Source organism: Magnetococcales bacterium, assembly GCA_015232395.1.
In the GTDB taxonomy this organism is placed as follows: domain Bacteria; phylum Pseudomonadota; class Magnetococcia; order Magnetococcales; family JADFZT01; genus JADFZT01.
The window spans coordinates 12,467-28,315 of the sequence record JADFZT010000064.1 but is presented as its reverse complement, the minus strand read 5'-3'; the positions used below and the strand labels follow the sequence as shown (position 1 = coordinate 28,315).

At 56.1% G+C, this 15,849-nt stretch carries 14 protein-coding genes; 1 reads left to right on the top strand and 13 read right to left on the bottom strand.

Features of this window, described 5'->3' with window-relative positions:
* The 13 genes from HQL52_15505 to HQL52_15445 form a co-directional block, all read right to left on the bottom strand.
* On the bottom strand, nt 1-219 hold a 219-nt coding region (locus tag HQL52_15505; protein ID MBF0370855.1), incomplete at its 3' end, for a hypothetical protein.
* Between the two features lie 468 nt (nt 220-687).
* Nucleotides 688-2,895, bottom strand: coding sequence for a hypothetical protein (locus HQL52_15500; GenBank protein ID MBF0370854.1), 2,208 nt, complete (start codon nt 2,893-2,895; stop codon nt 688-690).
* 527 nt (nt 2,896-3,422) lie between these two features.
* Complete coding sequence (locus HQL52_15495; GenBank protein ID MBF0370853.1) at nt 3,423-3,911, bottom strand: hypothetical protein; 489 nt, start codon at nt 3,909-3,911, stop codon at nt 3,423-3,425.
* Nucleotides 3,911-4,483 (bottom strand): type 4a pilus biogenesis protein PilO, encoded by a 573-nt coding sequence (pilO, locus tag HQL52_15490; protein ID MBF0370852.1) that lies wholly within the window; start codon nt 4,481-4,483, stop codon nt 3,911-3,913. Before pilO ends, HQL52_15495 begins: the two co-directional genes overlap by 1 nt.
* On the bottom strand, nt 4,480-5,628 hold the full coding sequence (locus HQL52_15485) for a PilN domain-containing protein (protein ID MBF0370851.1): 1,149 nt from the start codon (nt 5,626-5,628) through the stop codon (nt 4,480-4,482). Before HQL52_15485 ends, pilO begins: the two co-directional genes overlap by 4 nt.
* Nucleotides 5,629-6,098: 470 nt before the next feature.
* Nucleotides 6,099-7,034: a general secretion pathway protein GspK gene (locus tag HQL52_15480; GenBank protein ID MBF0370850.1), complete on the bottom strand. Its 936-nt coding sequence runs from the start codon at nt 7,032-7,034 to the stop codon at nt 6,099-6,101.
* Nucleotides 7,034-7,822: a prepilin-type N-terminal cleavage/methylation domain-containing protein gene (locus HQL52_15475; GenBank protein MBF0370849.1), complete on the bottom strand. Its 789-nt coding sequence runs from the start codon at nt 7,820-7,822 to the stop codon at nt 7,034-7,036. The genes HQL52_15480 and HQL52_15475 overlap by 1 nt, the downstream gene beginning before the upstream one ends.
* 79 nt (nt 7,823-7,901) lie before the next feature.
* A complete protein-coding gene (locus HQL52_15470; GenBank protein ID MBF0370848.1) occupies nt 7,902-8,318 on the bottom strand; it encodes a prepilin-type N-terminal cleavage/methylation domain-containing protein in 417 nt (138 codons plus the stop codon).
* Nucleotides 8,319-8,320: 2 nt separating this feature from the next.
* The gene (locus tag HQL52_15465) at nt 8,321-8,812 is read right to left on the bottom strand and encodes a prepilin-type N-terminal cleavage/methylation domain-containing protein (protein MBF0370847.1); all 492 of its coding nucleotides are present in this window, start codon (nt 8,810-8,812) and stop codon (nt 8,321-8,323) included.
* Nucleotides 8,813-8,815: 3 nt separating this feature from the next.
* Nucleotides 8,816-10,021 (bottom strand): type II secretion system F family protein, encoded by a 1,206-nt coding sequence (locus HQL52_15460; GenBank protein ID MBF0370846.1) that lies wholly within the window; start codon nt 10,019-10,021, stop codon nt 8,816-8,818.
* Nucleotides 10,022-10,035: 14 nt separating this feature from the next.
* Nucleotides 10,036-11,823, bottom strand: coding sequence for a Flp pilus assembly complex ATPase component TadA (tadA, locus tag HQL52_15455; GenBank protein MBF0370845.1), 1,788 nt, complete (start codon nt 11,821-11,823; stop codon nt 10,036-10,038).
* Nucleotides 11,795-12,202 (bottom strand): type II secretion system major pseudopilin GspG, encoded by a 408-nt coding sequence (gene gspG / locus HQL52_15450; GenBank protein MBF0370844.1) that lies wholly within the window; start codon nt 12,200-12,202, stop codon nt 11,795-11,797. The genes tadA and gspG overlap by 29 nt, the downstream gene beginning before the upstream one ends.
* Nucleotides 12,203-12,481: 279 nt before the next feature.
* Nucleotides 12,482-13,162 (bottom strand): DUF4197 domain-containing protein, encoded by a 681-nt coding sequence (locus tag HQL52_15445; GenBank protein MBF0370843.1) that lies wholly within the window; start codon nt 13,160-13,162, stop codon nt 12,482-12,484.
* Between the two features lie 496 nt (nt 13,163-13,658).
* On the opposite strand from HQL52_15445, the gene HQL52_15440 reads away from it, so the two are divergent.
* On the top strand, nt 13,659-15,824 hold the full coding sequence (locus tag HQL52_15440; GenBank protein MBF0370842.1) for an AsmA family protein: 2,166 nt from the start codon (nt 13,659-13,661) through the stop codon (nt 15,822-15,824).
* Nucleotides 15,825-15,849: the final 25 nt, after the last annotated feature.

Here is a 15,849-nt window from a genome sequence, read left to right as displayed (position 1 = left end):
GCCGTTGGTGGTGGTGCCAGCCAGATCGACGGTGTAGTCGTCGCCGAAGGATTCAGCGGCGATGGAGAAGGCTGCGTTGGTGGTAGCGGAAGTGGTAGAGGGCGCTGCTGTATCAACGACCCATTGGATGCCACTAGCAGCGTCGGCGTTGCTGGCCATTCCCATGCCAGCCACGATAGCAGCAGCCGACAGTACAGATTTAAGCTTCTTGTTTCTCATTGCGTTACTCCCAATTTGATTGAATTCGGGACTCAAGCGTCCCCCCGCTGGACTCGTCTCGCCTTTAGGAGACGCCTCGCAAAAGGTGAGACGCCTGAGTCCGCTTTATTACCCTTCCTGTCCTGCCGGCCTGGTTAGCCCATCCGATCAGCAGCCAAACGTTACGTTAGTGCAGGTTGCAGATCATGTTCGGCTGGATGGATGGTGTGTTGCTGCGTGCGCTGATGCAATGCACTTGCCAATTTGTTTCTGGCTTTTTGTTTTGGACATTTTCAAAATTTGCGGGTGATTTCTGCTGCCCTGCAATATTTGAAAACGTCTGTTTTTTGACGTCTGACGTCAAAATACGACTCACCGTATTCCAGACACGATTCAGTGTGACAAGAGCGGATATTAGCCACTTTTCGCCCGATTTGTCAAACGGAAAATACACCTGAACCATCTGATCTCTATTCCGGTTTACCTTGCTCAGGGGGCGGAAACCGGGAGTTCTTCGGCTGTCCCAGTGAGTGAAAGTCCCTGAAATTCTTTGGTAAATGCGCGGCTTAATTCCTCGAAATCCGCGTCAGTTCGCAGGATATGCGGCGTAATGAGAATGATCAGTTCCGTTCGGGTATCGGAGATGGAATCGGTGCGGAAAAGTTTACCTATCACCGGTAGATCCCCCAGTATCGGTACCTTGGTGGCGGCACCGGAATTGTTTTCGCTGATCAACCCCCCCAGAATGACCGTCTGGCCGTCCCGGACGAACAGCTTGGTATCGATGGCGCGGTTCACGACGATGGGAGAGTCGACGCCGGAAAGAGTGTTTTCTCCAGCTTCGCTCACCTCCTGAGAGACCTCGATGGCGACCACCCCGCTGCCGTAAATGATCGGGGCGATATTCAGATTGGCCCCGGTATTTCGGTATTGGATGGTCTGAATGAGGGTATCCGAGGAGGCGTCGATGTCGGAGGCTTGCTGGGTGATGAGGGGGATCTCGGTGCCGATGCTGATGGAGGCCGATTCACCGCTGCGCACCACCAACCGGGGAGAGGAAAGTATATTGAGCTGGTTTTCGCTCTCCAAAAATTGCAGCATGATCTGCAGGTCGCCATCCATGGCGGTGAGGGCATACTCCAGCCCCCCGGCAGCCAAACCAATATTGCCCAGGGTGCCGAGGCTGAAATCGGAATGGTTGCCAGCATCCTGGAGAAACCACTCCAGACCGTGGGTCAGCTTGCCGGTCAAGGTGACTTCCGCCAAAGTTGTTTCCAACACCACCTGGGGGGGCAACACGTCCAGTTGCTCCAAAACCGGCAGAAGGCTCTGATAGCGCATGGGCGTGGAATAAAAAATCAAGGCATTGCGGTTACTATCCACCACCAGTCCCACATTATGGGCATCGTCTTCCTTCGACCCGGTTCCGCTTGTGATCGCCTTGGCTTTCTTTTTGTTGGGCTCGGTGGATGTGCTTTTCGTGCTGGATTTTTCTCCAACCGATTTGTTTCCGGAAGAGGTGTTGGCCCCACCATCATTCAGGGAGAGCAGTGCTTCCAGGCTCTCTCCCAACATTTCGGCACTGATGTTTTCTGGAAAATAGAGAAAATACTGTTTATCCACCCCTGGTTTGGGCTGATCGAGCCGCTTGGCCCAATTTCGTATTCGGTCCAGAAAGAGGGCCTCGGAACTGAAAATCACCACACCATTGATACGAGGCAGGGTGGACATGGTCACTGACCCGCTATCCTGACTATTCTGGGCGATTTTGATACCCTCGTTTTCCAAAAGTGAGGAGACTTGTGCGATAAACTCCTCCGGGGGCATGTAAGTCAGGCGTATAAGAGCGATGTGCCGCCCCTGGGCATGGGGGGAGTCCATGAGGTGTAGTACCTGGATGGCACGGGCTACGGCTGCAGCGGAACCTTTGATGATGAGTAGCTTTTTGTTTTTATCAGTCCGTGCGATGGCATCGGTCAACTCCCGAATCAACCGTTCGGCACTGCTGGTATCGTCATAACGGTAATTCACTAATTGCACGACCTGGCCACTGGTCTTGGGAATATCCTCGGGCTGGTCTCCAATACCTACTGCAATGGCCGCTTTGTCGTTTGTCCCACGCTTGGCCTCATGAATGAAATAGAGTCCCTCCTTGTAGGTGGCGGCCAATTTTTTTTCCTGCAACAGGTCTGTGGTCAAGGAATAAAGATGGCGTTCGCTGATGGGGTCCTTGATGCTGAGTGTGATCTTTCTTTTGTCGTGGCTGATTGATTCGTCCAGGATATAATTGAGCCCCAGCAATTCTCCGAAGACGTGATGTAGAAAGTCGGCCAGGGGCATTTCATCTACGGCCAGGCGAACCATGCGGGATTCGCTGAAGTCGGTCGATATTTTTTCCTGTGGACTAAAAGAAGTCTGGCCCTTGGAGAGAGAGGGAATCCTGGAAAAGGGTGGCAGTGGCTTGGAAATGGTCTCCTCTTGGTTTTTTGGATTGTCCACGCTTGGGGGCAGCGTATCCGGGTCGGACTCTACCGTTGTTGGGTTGAAGGCCATGGGAGGAGGCAGGAGCCAGGATTGGCTCGGCATTTTGGTCTGGGCACAGCCAGCGGTCAAAAATGCCAGAAAAACAACCGCCAGCTTCTGGGAGAGTCTTTTCCAGGAGCGGCCTGAACATTTTGTCTCGTGCGTTTCAGGCATACTGGTCGTTGGATGCCGGTCGTTGGCAGGAAATATTGGTTCGATTTGCGGATTGGGAAAAGTCCACGAGTCCTCATCGGCTACCGGTCCCGCCCCTGGTGAGCCTGGTGGGTTGAGAGGTTGAGTCATCTGTGCGCGCCCAACTGCCGGATTTGTGATCATGGATTGTTTCTTCCTGTGACCTCTATTGAGATGATGGTCGGTGCACCATGGGCAGGATCGTTTCCTGAGCCCCGGGTGGGGAGTTTCGTTTTTGGTTCCAGTGGGATCTTATGCATCCTGGGAATGGCTGCGCAACTGGCGTTAGATGAGCCTTTCCCCTGATCATCATCCGCCACACTGGTCCAAAGAGTGGAAAAAGGAGTGTGTGACAGGTTCCAATCGGGTTGGCCACCGATAGCGGAATTGTTTTGTTCGCGGTGTGGCCGGAGGGAACATGGAACAGCCCCCATCTCCATGGATGGGAGAGGCCAACGTTGTTTTTTTTTGTGATTGGCTGGGGGGAGTTTGTTTGATCCATTGGTTTTTCATGTGTCTGGGGCAGACTTGAAAATAATCAGGGTCAGTTGTTTGCCGTTGCGTTCCAGTTCCACATGGTCCAACCCAACGGATACGATCCTGAGGTTGATGATTTCCATGCCGGAACGGGCGGTAATCGATTCCTTATCCTTGTTTTTTCCGTTATCCACCACCAGGGCAGCCCAGCGATCTCCTTCCTCCTCAAAAATACCCAGCAGTCGTAAACGGCGTTCATCCACCCAAACCGTATCCTGTGGTGCGCCAGATTGGTGGGTCGTTGAGAGGAGCTCGTTTTTGTCGGGAATACCAAACAAATTTGCCACACCGGTAATTTTTCTGGGAGGGGTGGGAGAGGGGGGCTCAGGAGAAAACAGGGGTAATGTTCGCTCCAATTGGGTGGTATCCCCCTTGGAAGGCATGATTCGGTTGCTGAAATCAAGCGTCATGCCGACACTGAGGAGCAGAAATAGGGGCAGCCACTGTTTGACCATCCTCATCAGGTCGCTCCCCCGGGTGCGGCGGTAGAAATGGCATAGGCGATGATCAGCATGGAAATCTGCACCATACCCTGTTTCCGTTTTTTGTCCCGGCGAATCTGGAGATCAACGATGGCATAGTGGTTTTCTGCACTCTCCAGTTTGATTAAAAAATGGGAAAATTGGTCCATTGTTCCAGAGAGTTGCAGTCGCAGAGGGGCTTTCATCAACCAATCACCGGATTCGGGCTGCCAGGTGGTGGAGGTCACTTCCAGATGGGCCATCTTAGCCCACTGTTCCAGCTCTTTTTGTACCTTGAGCTGTAATTTGCGGGCATCGTTTTCGGCAGGAAATCGGGTGAGCAGGGCGTCATATTGTTGTCTGAGTCTGGTCAACGCCTCTTCTTGGTGGCCGAGATGGCTTTCCAGTCCTTGGGCCGAGGCGAGGCGTTTTTCCAGAATTACCAGGGTGTCCCTGGTTTCTGTCTGCCATTTGACCACTGGCGCCATGACGAAACGGACCACGACCAACAGGCTGATCACAAAAAGGCCATATTTGACCAGAGGGGAGGCGGTTTGGGAGGTATCGTTCATTTCGCCTCTTGCCTTTTGGGGAGCAGATTGAAGCGGGTGGAAAATTTTTCCTGGCCATCGTGATCCTTTTTGATGGCCCCCATAAAACGGGCCTCAACCACTTGAGGGTGGGACTCCAGGCGGGAGAGGAGGATGCTGGCGCTGGCCGTGGCTCCTCGCAGCTCCACCTGGTTGCCGTTGACCCGGATGAAACTGAGTTGAACATCCATGCTGCCAAGGGTCTCTCCCAGGAGTTGCATCAGTTGCCAGCGGGGCACGGTTTCGTCTACCGCCTGGACAAGCGTGGTATAGCGTTGGTGGAGATCTTGCCATTGTCGCTGGATCCCGGCAAACCGTTCCAGGGTAGGGGTTTGGGCGGTGACGGCATTTTGGGCGGCTTCCCGGCGCTGTTCCAGGTAGGCGCTGCCAGCTGCCAGATAGAGACCGCAGGCGGCGGTGGCCACCAGGAGGAGGCGTTTATAGTGAGCCCCATCAAATTCCCGCTCCTTCCGCCCCCCCGCCCACAGCCCTGTAAGATCCCGGGGAGGGGTGGCCAGGAGAGCGCGGAGTCCCTGGGAGAGTTGCCCCCCTATCGCGTTTGGAGAGATTTCCGTCAGAGGCAGGTCAGCACATCCTGCCAAGTGGCGGAAGATTCCTTCACCGGTCACAAGCCCGACCGCCGGGTGCGAAAGCAGCATCCCCTGGGCTGAGCCATGTATATAATAGGGGAAGTCACCGGTTCGTTTGACCAGGCAGCCTTTTCCCCCACCCGTTAAAGCCAGAGCCAGAAGCAGACTTTCCGGCAGCAGCCAGCCAGACCACTCCTCTCCCAGGGTGGTTTGGATCTCCGGTTTTGGAAACCAAAAATGAACCCGGCTGCCTTCATCATCCACCAGTCCTACCCGATAGAGCCCTAGAGTTGGGGGATAGGGGGAGAGTTCGGCCATATCCAGGTGGATGGCTGCCAATAGATCTTGGCGGTTGACGATGGGATAGTGTCGGCTGGTTTCCAGATAGTGATGTCGCCCCAGAACAATCAGACGGCTTCGGCGGACCACAGAGGTGTCATCCAGTCTTTTTCCCTGGCCCGATAGTCCCAATCGGCGTATTTCATCATCCCAGTGGACCACACGGGGCACAAGCCAGCGATGAATCCATTCAATCATGAGCCAATCAATCTTTCAAATATCCGGTCGAAGCAAGGTTCATGTCCCATCCAACTGGCATCGGTGGGTTCCTGGGGCGTCGGAGAGGGAAAACAGGCGAATTCCAGCTCCCTTCACGCCAGGGGCATCATTCCCTCTCGCCCCATCGGTTGCAATCCCTTTTGTCTCCTCCCCGCTCCAAATGAATCATTTTGGGCGTTATTTTTGTCAAAAAGGCCCATTTGCCTGGTGGGAAGTGATTCTCCCATCCTGCCAAAGATGGTTTGGACCAAAGAGGCGTGCCTTCTTTCATTCACTGAGACAGCTATTTGGTTATACCATCAACCGGGCACCCCATGGGCTGATTTTGTTGTGAGGTTTGTCGGGGGCCTCCATGGGTTGATCCAATCTGTGTTCCCCCCTCTCGCAGACTTTAAAAGAGCCGTTCATCTCTGGCACCATTCGCTGATTTTGAAAAGGCTATCCTCTTTCTAGCGCCATTCAGTCATTCTGAACGGTCGTCCCACCCCCTCTTTCATGATCAATAAAAAGCTGCGGATGGCTCGGGCTTCCCCCACTTCGGCAACGATGGTCACTTCGAACCGACCCCCTGGGGAAAAAAACAGGGTTTCACTCTCTGAAATGGCGGTTATAGCCGAAAAAATTCCGCTGGTCAGGGTTCCAGCTCGGCGATGGGAAGCGACCTGTTCAGCTGCTTCCGGGGTGCTGAGGGCTGAGAGGAGGGTGATTGAAGTGTTCATGGGGTTGAAATGGTTGGTGGGATAGAAGGTCAGATCTTGAGCCAGCAAATTCAGCAGGGTCGTATCCATCCCTCGGAGCAGCCCCATCTCCCCCAGGCTTTGCATGCTATCGTTACGGGGGCCTTGGGTTCGGCCCAGTTTTTTAATGTAATAATCTTCTTCCGCACCATTGAGGTGATGAAAATCATCGGCATCCTGCCAGTCCCGGAAGCTGTCGAGGATGGTGTTGGCCCGGCTTGAGGAGACCCCATGGAACGTCATCAGCGGTTTCAATAGATCCAGAGCCGGTGTGGAAACCGCCAGCCTGGCCGCAGAATCCTGGAGGGTAACGGTGATGCCCGGTCCCAGGAGAAAAGGTTCACCGTAATAGTTCCAAGGTTGGCTCTCTGTCCCATCGGCCAGGGCCAGGCCGGAACTGCCTTCCGACCACTCCGCCTCCTCAAGACCCGTCGCCCCTGCCTGGCTGGTGATCATGGTGAGGAGCAGCTGGGCGGTGGCTTCGCGGATTTTCATCTCTGCCTGGGTTCGATCCCCAAACTGTCGAGCCATTTCCACTTGCCCCCGGACCCGTTGGGTCAACACGATGGCCGTGGTGGTGATGATCAAAGAGACCATCAGCGCCAACACCAGGGCAAAGCCACTGTCAGACCGCTCCCCCCCGACCATCAAAACTCTCCTCCGCTGAAAAAGGTGGTTTTGGTGAGATCACGGTTTGGGATCATGAATAGCCATTCCTGCTTCAGGTGTTTTGGATCCACCCCTTCGACGTTATATCCCGCCTCCAAAGCGGGGTCTGAAAATCGCAGGCGTATGCGTTCCGGCAACAGGCCCCGTTCCCAGCCACTGTAGTTGTCGTGCCAGGTGGCTTCAGGCTCCTCGGTTACAGTGGTGGCAGCGGAGGTGGTGAGGAGGAATTCTTCACCCTGGGTTTGTAAAATAGTAGAATTTTCCCAGCCATAATAGTCCACCCGTGGTTGCTTCAAGCCTTCAGCCAGCTGCCAGACAAAAGGTTCCCCCAACCCCTCTTCCACCTCTTTTTGTTGGGCCAGATAGAGATTTTGCAGGGGCCACTCCCGATATTCCAGGGAATAGAGATCATCCTGGGAGGCTTTGAATTCCAGGGAATAGAGGGCTGGGGAGTCGGGCTGGAACAGGGAGGCCAGGGTGACGCCTCGAAAGCCTTGGGCGTTCCCTTCAAAATAGATGCGCCGATCCGTGCTGCCGTGGATGTCGGGAGCGTGATAGTCAAGGGTGGCTGTGACCGCCTGGTGGACCAGTTGGTGCTGTCTGGCGGAGGCGGACTGTTGGGCAAAGCGTATTTGCCACTGTTGCCAGCGGCTGGCAAACCAGCTGTAGGAGGTGCCTGAGAGGGTGATGACCATGCCAAACAGCACCAGTGTGACGAGAAGCTCCACCAGGGTGAAACCGCTCTGTTTGGAAGGCTTCCCGCTCATGTCCATTTCGGTGTTTCTGACATGGCCCCAAACAGCAGGTTCATCCTTCTCTCCCCATCGCTGTACCAGATGTCCCGATTCACTTCCGCCATGCCAACTCCTGATAGCTGAAGGTGCGGGGGGGGGCCAATCCCGGGGGAGAGAGAGTGAGTTCCACCTGGTGAAGGGAGACGGTGTAGAGGCCATGGGCTTCCGTCAGGGTATCGGAATCTATTCTGGGATAGCTCACCTCTTCTTTCAGCAGTGTGGCTTGCCACTGGTAGTATAGGCCGTTTTGATAGCCCTCGCCCTTCTTGTTGCCATCCAATAGTTGCAACTGAATCCGATCCCCCAGATCGGTCATGGTTTCCGCCAGGCGGATGGTCTCCCTGGCCCGGTCGTGGCTGATGGCCGCTCCCCGGACCACCAGGGTGGCGGCGGCAATGGCGGAAAAAAGGATCACCGAGGCGACCAATACCTCCAGCAGGGAAAAACCAGTGTGCCCTGAACGCGTCATGATCAGGGGCGATTCAGTAGGGGGGTGGGGCGGAAGGAGAGCGCTTCCTCCTCGCCGTTGACGGTGACGGTCAGTTGCTCGGGATCGACAAAGCCGTGGGCATTGAAACCCATGGTTTGGGGCTCAAAAAAAAGGTGTTCATAGCTGTGGGCATGGATCTCCCGGGGGGGATCCTCCTGCCAGAAGAGTTTGACCTCATGACCTGCCAACTCCAGGCGGGCCGGGCGGCTCTGGGCGTAGGTGTGCATTTCTATCTGGTGAATCAGATCCTTGAGGCTACCCAACTCCAGACGACCTTGGTGGCGTGCATAACCGTCGATCAACAAGGGGGCTGACAGGGAGACGGCGAGGCCGATAATCACCAGAACCAGGAGAAGCTCCAGCAGGGTAAATCCCCCTGCCCGGATTGCTTGGGTCGGGAAACCCCAGAGTGTCCTGTCCAAAGGGGTTGCCTGGGCCGCCAGTCGGGCCGGCTTATCTGGCGGGAGGGCCATCACTCAAAATCCCACATCCTGGATGGAAGCCACACTCATCAGCATCACCACCACGATGGAGCCGACAATCAAGGCCATGAAGAGGATCATGATGGGCTCCAGAAGGGTGGTAAAACGGGTGACCCAGGCTTCAAAATCGTCCCGGGAGCGTTGGGCTATCTCCCGAAAGATCACTGCCAGGCTGCCGCTCTCTTCTCCCACCTCCACCAAGCTGATGAAGAGCGCCGGAAAGAGCCCGGTCTGAGCCAGGGCTTCGGCTAGGCGCACGCCCCGTTTGACCTGTTCCCGGGCATTGCCCAGAGTGGCCCGCAAGTGACGATTTTTGACGCTCTCCCGGGCTAGCCGCAGGGCTTCATCCAGGAGTAGGCCGTTTTCCAATCCCAGGGCTAGAGCGGAGCTGAAGCGTACCCGTTCCAGCTGTTTCATGAGGGTGTTGAGGAGCGGTAGTCGGTGGAAAAGATCGTCCCGAATCGGGGCCATGAAGGGTTGTTGCCAGAGCATTACCAAAGCCACGATCCCCCCCCCGCCACCCAGTAGCACAAACCATTGGTATTCCTGCATGAAGTCGCTTACCCCGAGAAACATGCGGGTGTAGACCGGGAGATCCTCCATCCCCTGGAAGAGCACGCTCAAGCGGGGAATGATCATGTTGAAGATAAAACCCAAGGCCAGGACGCATACCGCGACGATGAAGCCCGGATAGACCATCGCCTGGGTCACCTTTCCGGAAAGGGCTTTGCGGTAAGCGAGGTCGTCGGCGAGTCCCTGCAGCACTTCCGGAAGTCGGCCACTGGCCTCCCCCAAAGCGACCAGATTGACATGCAGGGGGTCGAATATTTCCTTTTGGGCAGCCATTGCCTGGGCCAGGGTTTCCCCTTGTCGCACCGCTCCCAGCATCTCTCCCAGCATCTGCCGCAGCCGAGGGTTGGGGTTGCCTCGGGAGAGGGTTTCCAGGGCGCGGTGAATCTTCAGGCCGTTATCCAGGAGGAGGCTTAACTCAGCGGTGACCAGCTCCAGCTCAGAAAGCCCCACCCGGCCTCGGCGGTTGCTTTTGGTGAGGAGGGCTTTTTCCTTGATCTGATTCAGGCGAACCGGAGTGAGCGAGTCCTGGCTGAGGAGGCGTTTGGCATCGGTGGGATTATTTGCCTCCACGCTGCCCTGTACCCGTCCTCCTCCCCGGTCGTAGGCGATATATTCGAAGCGAGCCATGGCTATCTCTCCCCTTATCCCGCTACCCGGAGCACTTCATCCACAGTGGTTACTCCAAGGAGAACCTTATAGAGGCCATCTTCCATAAGGTTGCGGAATCCCTGGGCCTGCATGTGCGCGTGGGCCTTGGCCAGGAACTCCCCGTCGTAGGGGATGGCGCGGAGGGTTTCGTCGCAGGGGAGATATTCGATGACGGCGATCCGGCCCCGATAGCCGCTGCCGGCACAGTGGTCACAGCCAACGCCACGGTGGAGCTGGATTTTATCCACCTGCCATTTGGCGGCCAGGGCCTGGAGATGGTGGCGCTTGATGAGTTCATCGGCCTTGGGGTCGGGGGCGCTACACTCGGGGCAGATCCGGCGCACCAGACGTTGGGCTAGAATGGCGTGGATGGCGGCGTTGAGGAGATATTCCTCCACCCCCAGGTCCAGGAGCCGGACAAAGGCGGTGGGGGTATCGTTGGTGTGGACGGTGCTGAAAACCAGATGGCCGGTCAGGGCTGATTGCAGCGCAATGCGGGCGGTTTCGCCATCGCGGATTTCACCCACCATGATCACATCCGGGTCCTGGCGCACGATGGAGCGCAGGCCTGAGGCAAAGTCGAAACCGATGGCGGGTTGTACCTGGGTTTGATTCAAGCCTGGAAGCTGATATTCCACTGGATCTTCCAGGGTGATAATTTTGCGCTGGCCGTTGTTGAGGCGGTTGAGCAGGGAATAAAGCGTGGTGGTTTTGCCGCTGCCGGTGGGGCCGGTCATGAGGATCACACCGGAGGTGACAGTCAAATCCTTTTCCAGGCGAGCCAGTAGATCGGGGGAGACCCCCAGGATGTCGAGATCGAATTGAATGTTGTCCCGCACCAGAAAACGCAACACCATCGACTCCCCCTGGGCCAGAGGAATCGAGGAGACCCGGATATCCAGCTCCATGGCGGCTATCCGCATGGCAATTTTGCCATCCTGGGGACGCCGTTTTTCGGCGATATCCATCCCGGCCATGATCTTCAGGCGGGAGATTACCGGTAGCTGCATGGCCGGGGGAATGGTTTCCAGATCCCGCAACACCCCATCCACCCGGATACGCCCTCGGCTGCTCCCCTTGAAAGGCTCAAGATGGAGGTCCGAAGCGCCCAGCTTCAGGCTTCGGGTGAGCAGGGAGTTGACCAGATTGACCGTTGGGGCTTCGGTGGCCATCTCCCGGAGTCGTTCCACTTCCGAGGAGGAAAGATCGGTGGGGCCGGTAAGTTCCCCTTCCTCCTGAAATCGCTTGAGATCCGCCATCTCCCGGAAAAGGGTTTCGCTGCCCAACATCACCTCAAAAGGCATCGATTCCAGGGCCAGATATTGATTGACGTCGTTATTGAGGGGATCGGAAGTAAGGAACAGAAAGCCATCCCCTTCGGGACGCAGGGGCAGCCATTTGCGCTCCAATAAAAAATAGTCATTGAGGGGGAAGGAGGGGGGGGAGGCGTCGGTTTCCAGATAGTCTCGGGCGTCGGCCAGGGTTTCCAATACCGGTAGGCGCAACCAACGGGCCACAGCCTGCAAGGCATTCTCTTCGGAGAGAATGCCCATGTGGACCAGGATGGATTCCAGGCGGCCCCCATATCGGCTCTGAAAAAGATGGGCCTTTTCCATCTCTCCCGGATCCACCTCAAACTGGTTGAGAAAAAGCTGTTCCAGCTCGTGCGTGGAGCCCAAGGGGGATTCCGGGTGGCGAGGGGGGAGGGGCGGGCGTTCGGCATTCTCCCCCGGGTCGGCCAAGCCGGATTCCTCAGAGATCAATGTCGGCGTTATCCCCATCGCCTCCCACCTTGCCGTCCTTACCCAGGGAGGTGAGGTCGTAAGCCCCTCGTTCCCCAGGAAATTTGTAGAGATAGGGGTTGCCCCAGGGATCCGGCGGAATGGCTTTCGGCATATAGGGGCCGTTCCATCCCCGACGGTCGGATTTCAGAAGCTCTTCCAGATTGGCCGGGGGATCCCCCACATCAAGGCGGAAGGTATCGATGGCGGTTTTCAGGAGTTGCATCTGGGCGGTGGCGGTTTTGATCTTGGCGCTATCCACCTTGGCAAACATATCCGGGGCAACCAGGGAGGCCAGAAGTCCGATGATCACCATGACGATCAACAGTTCGATCAGTGTGAAACCAGATTGCCGGTGCTGTTTGGGAAAATCTTTCATGGTCATTTTAGTGGAAAAAGGTGCTTTCATCGTTGGAGGCTGACATAAAAATCGCATGATTCGATATGGGCCGGATGGTTCGTTATTTGGGTGGTTCTGACGCGTGGTGTCCACAGGCGGTCTTTACCCAGCTGCCAAAACGGGTGGTGGGTACGGATTGGGTACCCACCACCCCTTATATTAACAGATATGAACAGGCCCTTGTGTCCATCAGGGTCTGTTGCCGACTTTGACCCGCTTCCCCCCCACTCCCCACGAATGGGGTGTACGCCTTTGGCATCAGGAGCCAAACACCTTTTGCAGCAGATCGGTGGTGCGGGCGACGGGGTCGGTACGGATCCGTTTTTCCTCTTCGGCGATTTTCAAAAACAGCCCGTCCAGGGATTTGGAGGTGACATAGCCGTCCAGATCGAGGCTGCTGGTATCCACCAGCCCGCTTAAAAGTCCGAGGTTGGCGGTCAGGGCTTTATATTGGGCGGTGAGGCCTACCTTGTCGGTGGCGGCTTCCACCAGGGGCCGCATGGCGTCGGTGAGCTTGGCTTCACCATATTTGCGGAAATATTGGGTGGCAGCGTCATCCGGGCCGTTGAGAATATTTTCGGCATCTTCAACACTCATCGCCTTGACGGCATCGACAAAAATGTCGGTGGCCACAGGGACGGCATTTTCGGCAGCGTGGTTCATGGTGTCGATAAATTCATCGGCGATGGCGTCCTGTCCGGCGGTACGCAGGCCCTTTTCGACCATGTTGAGGGAGTCGGGCATGGGGATTTTGACATCGGCGTCGTTCAAAAAGCCCCCATCCTGCCCCAAAAGATCCACAGCAGAGCGGACGCCTGCGGTCAGGGCTTCTTTGAGTCCGTCGATGATTTCATCGTTGCTCAACAGCGCGCTCACTGCACCTGAAGAGCTGTCGGAGCCGGAAGTGACGGTGGAGACAGCCTTTTCCAGGGAGTCCATCCAGCCGGTGTGTCCGATGCTGGGGGCGGAAAAGCCGATGAGGAGTGCGGCCAAAACGATTTTATTAAATTTTCCATGCATGGTTTGTCTGTCCTGAGAGAGGGTGGGGGTCATTCATTCCAATCCTCTTAGGATACCAATGAGAAGTCCCGGGCGGAAACGTTTTTCCGATGTTGACGCAAATCTTTGTCCCACTATGAGCATGGAGCGCTATTTTGTCCGGGGAAGAGGGGGGGCGGAATTTACCGGTTAGCCCTTTTTCGGGTGGCTGGTGGGGTGGATAAGATGAAAAAAGGGCCTTCGGTTCACATTGGAATGGACTCTGAAGGGGTGAGAATTTATACTCTCCAGTCTACAGTAGGGAAAAACCGCTTCATTCCACAGTGGAAAAGCCAAGTTTATTCGGCCAATCCACTGAGCTTGGAAATAATCCGAAGCGTGGAGCGGGTTGATCAGGGAGGGGTTTCCTTCCGATAGCGACAGAAAGGGAAGAGTTGTGGGGAAAACGCTGAAATTTTTGATTTATGGTTTAATTGGTCTGGTGGTGATTTTGGTGGGTGGAGCGGTAGCTGCCACCATGATGGTGGATCCCAACGACCACAAGGAGGAGATTGCCAAGCTCGTCAAGGAGCAGACCGGGCGGGATTTGGTCATCCATGAAGATTTTTCCCTCTCTTTTTTCCCCTGGCTGGGGGTCAAACTCGGGGCATTGGAGCTGGGGAATGCCGATGGATTTGGTCCTGAACCCTTTGCCAAGGTGGCCTCTGTCGGGGTGAAGGTGATGATCATGCCCCTGATTGAGCGCCGGGTGGAGGTGGACACCATTATATTAAAGGGATTGCAGCTGAACGCCGCCCGGGACGCTTCCGGAAAGGGTAACTGGGAAGATCTGGCTGGCGGCGGTGCGCCTGCTGAAGCGGCACCTGAAACAACTCCGGCAGCAGGTGATGAGAGTAGCGGTGGCGCTTCCGCAATTGCCGGGTTTGCAGTCAACGGACTCGATATTTCCGATTCGGGGGTCTCCTGGAAGGATGCCACCACCGGGGATGCCATTACCCTTTCGGATCTCTCTTTGACCACCGGCAAGCTTGATCTGGGCAAGCCGATTGCTGTGGATCTGGGGGTCAACCTCAAGAATCAAAATCCAGCTGTGAGTGGGCGTGTTGAGCTGGTAGCCGAGGTGGTGGCTGATCTGGCTGCCCAGGTTTATGGTTTGACGGTGACACGTCTGGGGGTCAATGCCCAAGGGGAGACCCTGCCCGGGGGAGCGGCTGAAGTGGAGATGGCTCTCAAGGCTGATGTGGATATGGGAGCCGGCACCCTGGCGCTCTCCGGTTTGCAGATTCAGACCATGGGGTTGGAAGTTTCCGGCGATCTGAAAGGCCAGGGCCTGCCTGCCTCACCCAAGCTTTCAGGGGTGATCCAGCTTGCGGAGTTTAATCCTTCAGAACTTTTGGCCAAGCTCGGTGGTGAGCCCATCGCCAAAGCCGATGCCAATGCCCTCACCAAGGCTTCGGTGGAGATGAAACTCTCTGCCAGTGCCACGGATCTGACCATCTCTTCCCTCACAGCCAAGCTTGATGAGACCACTCTGTCGGGGAGTGCCGGGGTGAGCCATTTTCAGAAGCCCCGGATCAAGTTTGACCTCAATGTCGATGAAATCGATGTGGATCGTTATCTGCCACCCCCGGCGGAAGGGGGTGCGGGTGGCGCTGGCAAACCCGCAGCAGAGTCCGGGAGCGCTGGCGATGGTGGAGAGCCGGATCTTTCCGGGCTTCGCAGCTTGAACGTGGATGGCAAAATGGCGGTGGGGCAAGTGAAGGTGGCCAACCTCAAGGCGTCGGATCTGGCTGTCACTGTCAAGGCGGCAGATGGTCTGATCAATGTGACCCCCATGGCGGCGAAACTCTATGAGGGGAGCTTTTCCGGTGGGGTCAGTCTGGATGTGCGGGGAGATACTGCCAAGGTGGGGGTCAAAGAGAGCCTCTCCGGAGTCCAGGCCGGTCCCCTGCTGAAGGATTTGACCGGTGAGGAGCGTATTTTGGGCCAGGCTGACAGCTCTGCAGACCTCACCATGAGCGGGCTTTCCCCGGATAAAATCAAAAGCACCCTGAACGGTACCGCCAAGTTTGCCTTTACCGATGGTGCGGTGACCGGGGTCAACATCGCCCAAAAAATTCGCAACGCCTTCAATCTGTTCAAAGGCAAGCCCCAGGAGCCGGAAGGAAGTTTCGAAAAGACCGACTTTTCTGAACTTTCCGGCTCCGCCCAGATCAAAAATGGTCTGGTTAAGAACAGCGACCTTTCCATGACCTCTCCCCTGCTGCGCATTTCCGGAAAAGGTGAGGCAGATCTGCCTGGCGACAAGGTGGACTATGGTTTGACCGTGGCCGTGGTGGGGACTCTGAAAGGCAAGGGAGGGGAATCAATCAGCGAGCTGAAAAATGTCACGGTCCCTATTAAGATCACGGGACCGCTGGCCGAACCCAAATTTGGCATCGATATGGAAACTCTGCTGACCGAAAATCTCAAGAGCCAGGCCAAGGAAAAGCTCAAGGAGAAACTGACAGAAAAACTCGGTGGCAAACTGGGGGGGAGTACCTCTTCGGAGGGGGCTTCCACGGAAGGGGTGAAAAAATTGTTGAAAGGGTTGCCGTTTTGATTTCCGGAGTGCTGTTTTTCGGAAA

What these genes read in the sequence shown, in the direction of transcription:
- tadA (MBF0370845.1), bottom strand. Translation starts at nt 11,823, where the DNA reads ATGGGGATAACGCCGACATTGATCTCTGAGGAATCCGGCTTGGCCGAC.
- HQL52_15485 (MBF0370851.1), bottom strand. Translation starts at nt 5,628, where the DNA reads ATGATTGAATGGATTCATCGCTGGCTTGTGCCCCGTGTGGTCCACTGG.
- gspG (MBF0370844.1), bottom strand. Translation starts at nt 12,202, where the DNA reads ATGAAAGATTTTCCCAAACAGCACCGGCAATCTGGTTTCACACTGATC.
- HQL52_15470 (MBF0370848.1), bottom strand. Translation starts at nt 8,318, where the DNA reads ATGACGCGTTCAGGGCACACTGGTTTTTCCCTGCTGGAGGTATTGGTC.
- HQL52_15465 (MBF0370847.1), bottom strand. Translation starts at nt 8,812, where the DNA reads ATGGCCCTCCCGCCAGATAAGCCGGCCCGACTGGCGGCCCAGGCAACC.
- HQL52_15480 (MBF0370850.1), bottom strand. Translation starts at nt 7,034, where the DNA reads ATGGTCGGGGGGGAGCGGTCTGACAGTGGCTTTGCCCTGGTGTTGGCG.
- HQL52_15500 (MBF0370854.1), bottom strand. Translation starts at nt 2,895, where the DNA reads ATGCCTGAAACGCACGAGACAAAATGTTCAGGCCGCTCCTGGAAAAGA.
- HQL52_15475 (MBF0370849.1), bottom strand. Translation starts at nt 7,822, where the DNA reads ATGAGCGGGAAGCCTTCCAAACAGAGCGGTTTCACCCTGGTGGAGCTT.
- HQL52_15460 (MBF0370846.1), bottom strand. Translation starts at nt 10,021, where the DNA reads ATGGCTCGCTTCGAATATATCGCCTACGACCGGGGAGGAGGACGGGTA.
- HQL52_15445 (MBF0370843.1), bottom strand. Translation starts at nt 13,162, where the DNA reads ATGGACTCCCTGGAAAAGGCTGTCTCCACCGTCACTTCCGGCTCCGAC.
- pilO (MBF0370852.1), bottom strand. Translation starts at nt 4,483, where the DNA reads ATGAACGATACCTCCCAAACCGCCTCCCCTCTGGTCAAATATGGCCTT.
- HQL52_15495 (MBF0370853.1), bottom strand. Translation starts at nt 3,911, where the DNA reads ATGAGGATGGTCAAACAGTGGCTGCCCCTATTTCTGCTCCTCAGTGTC.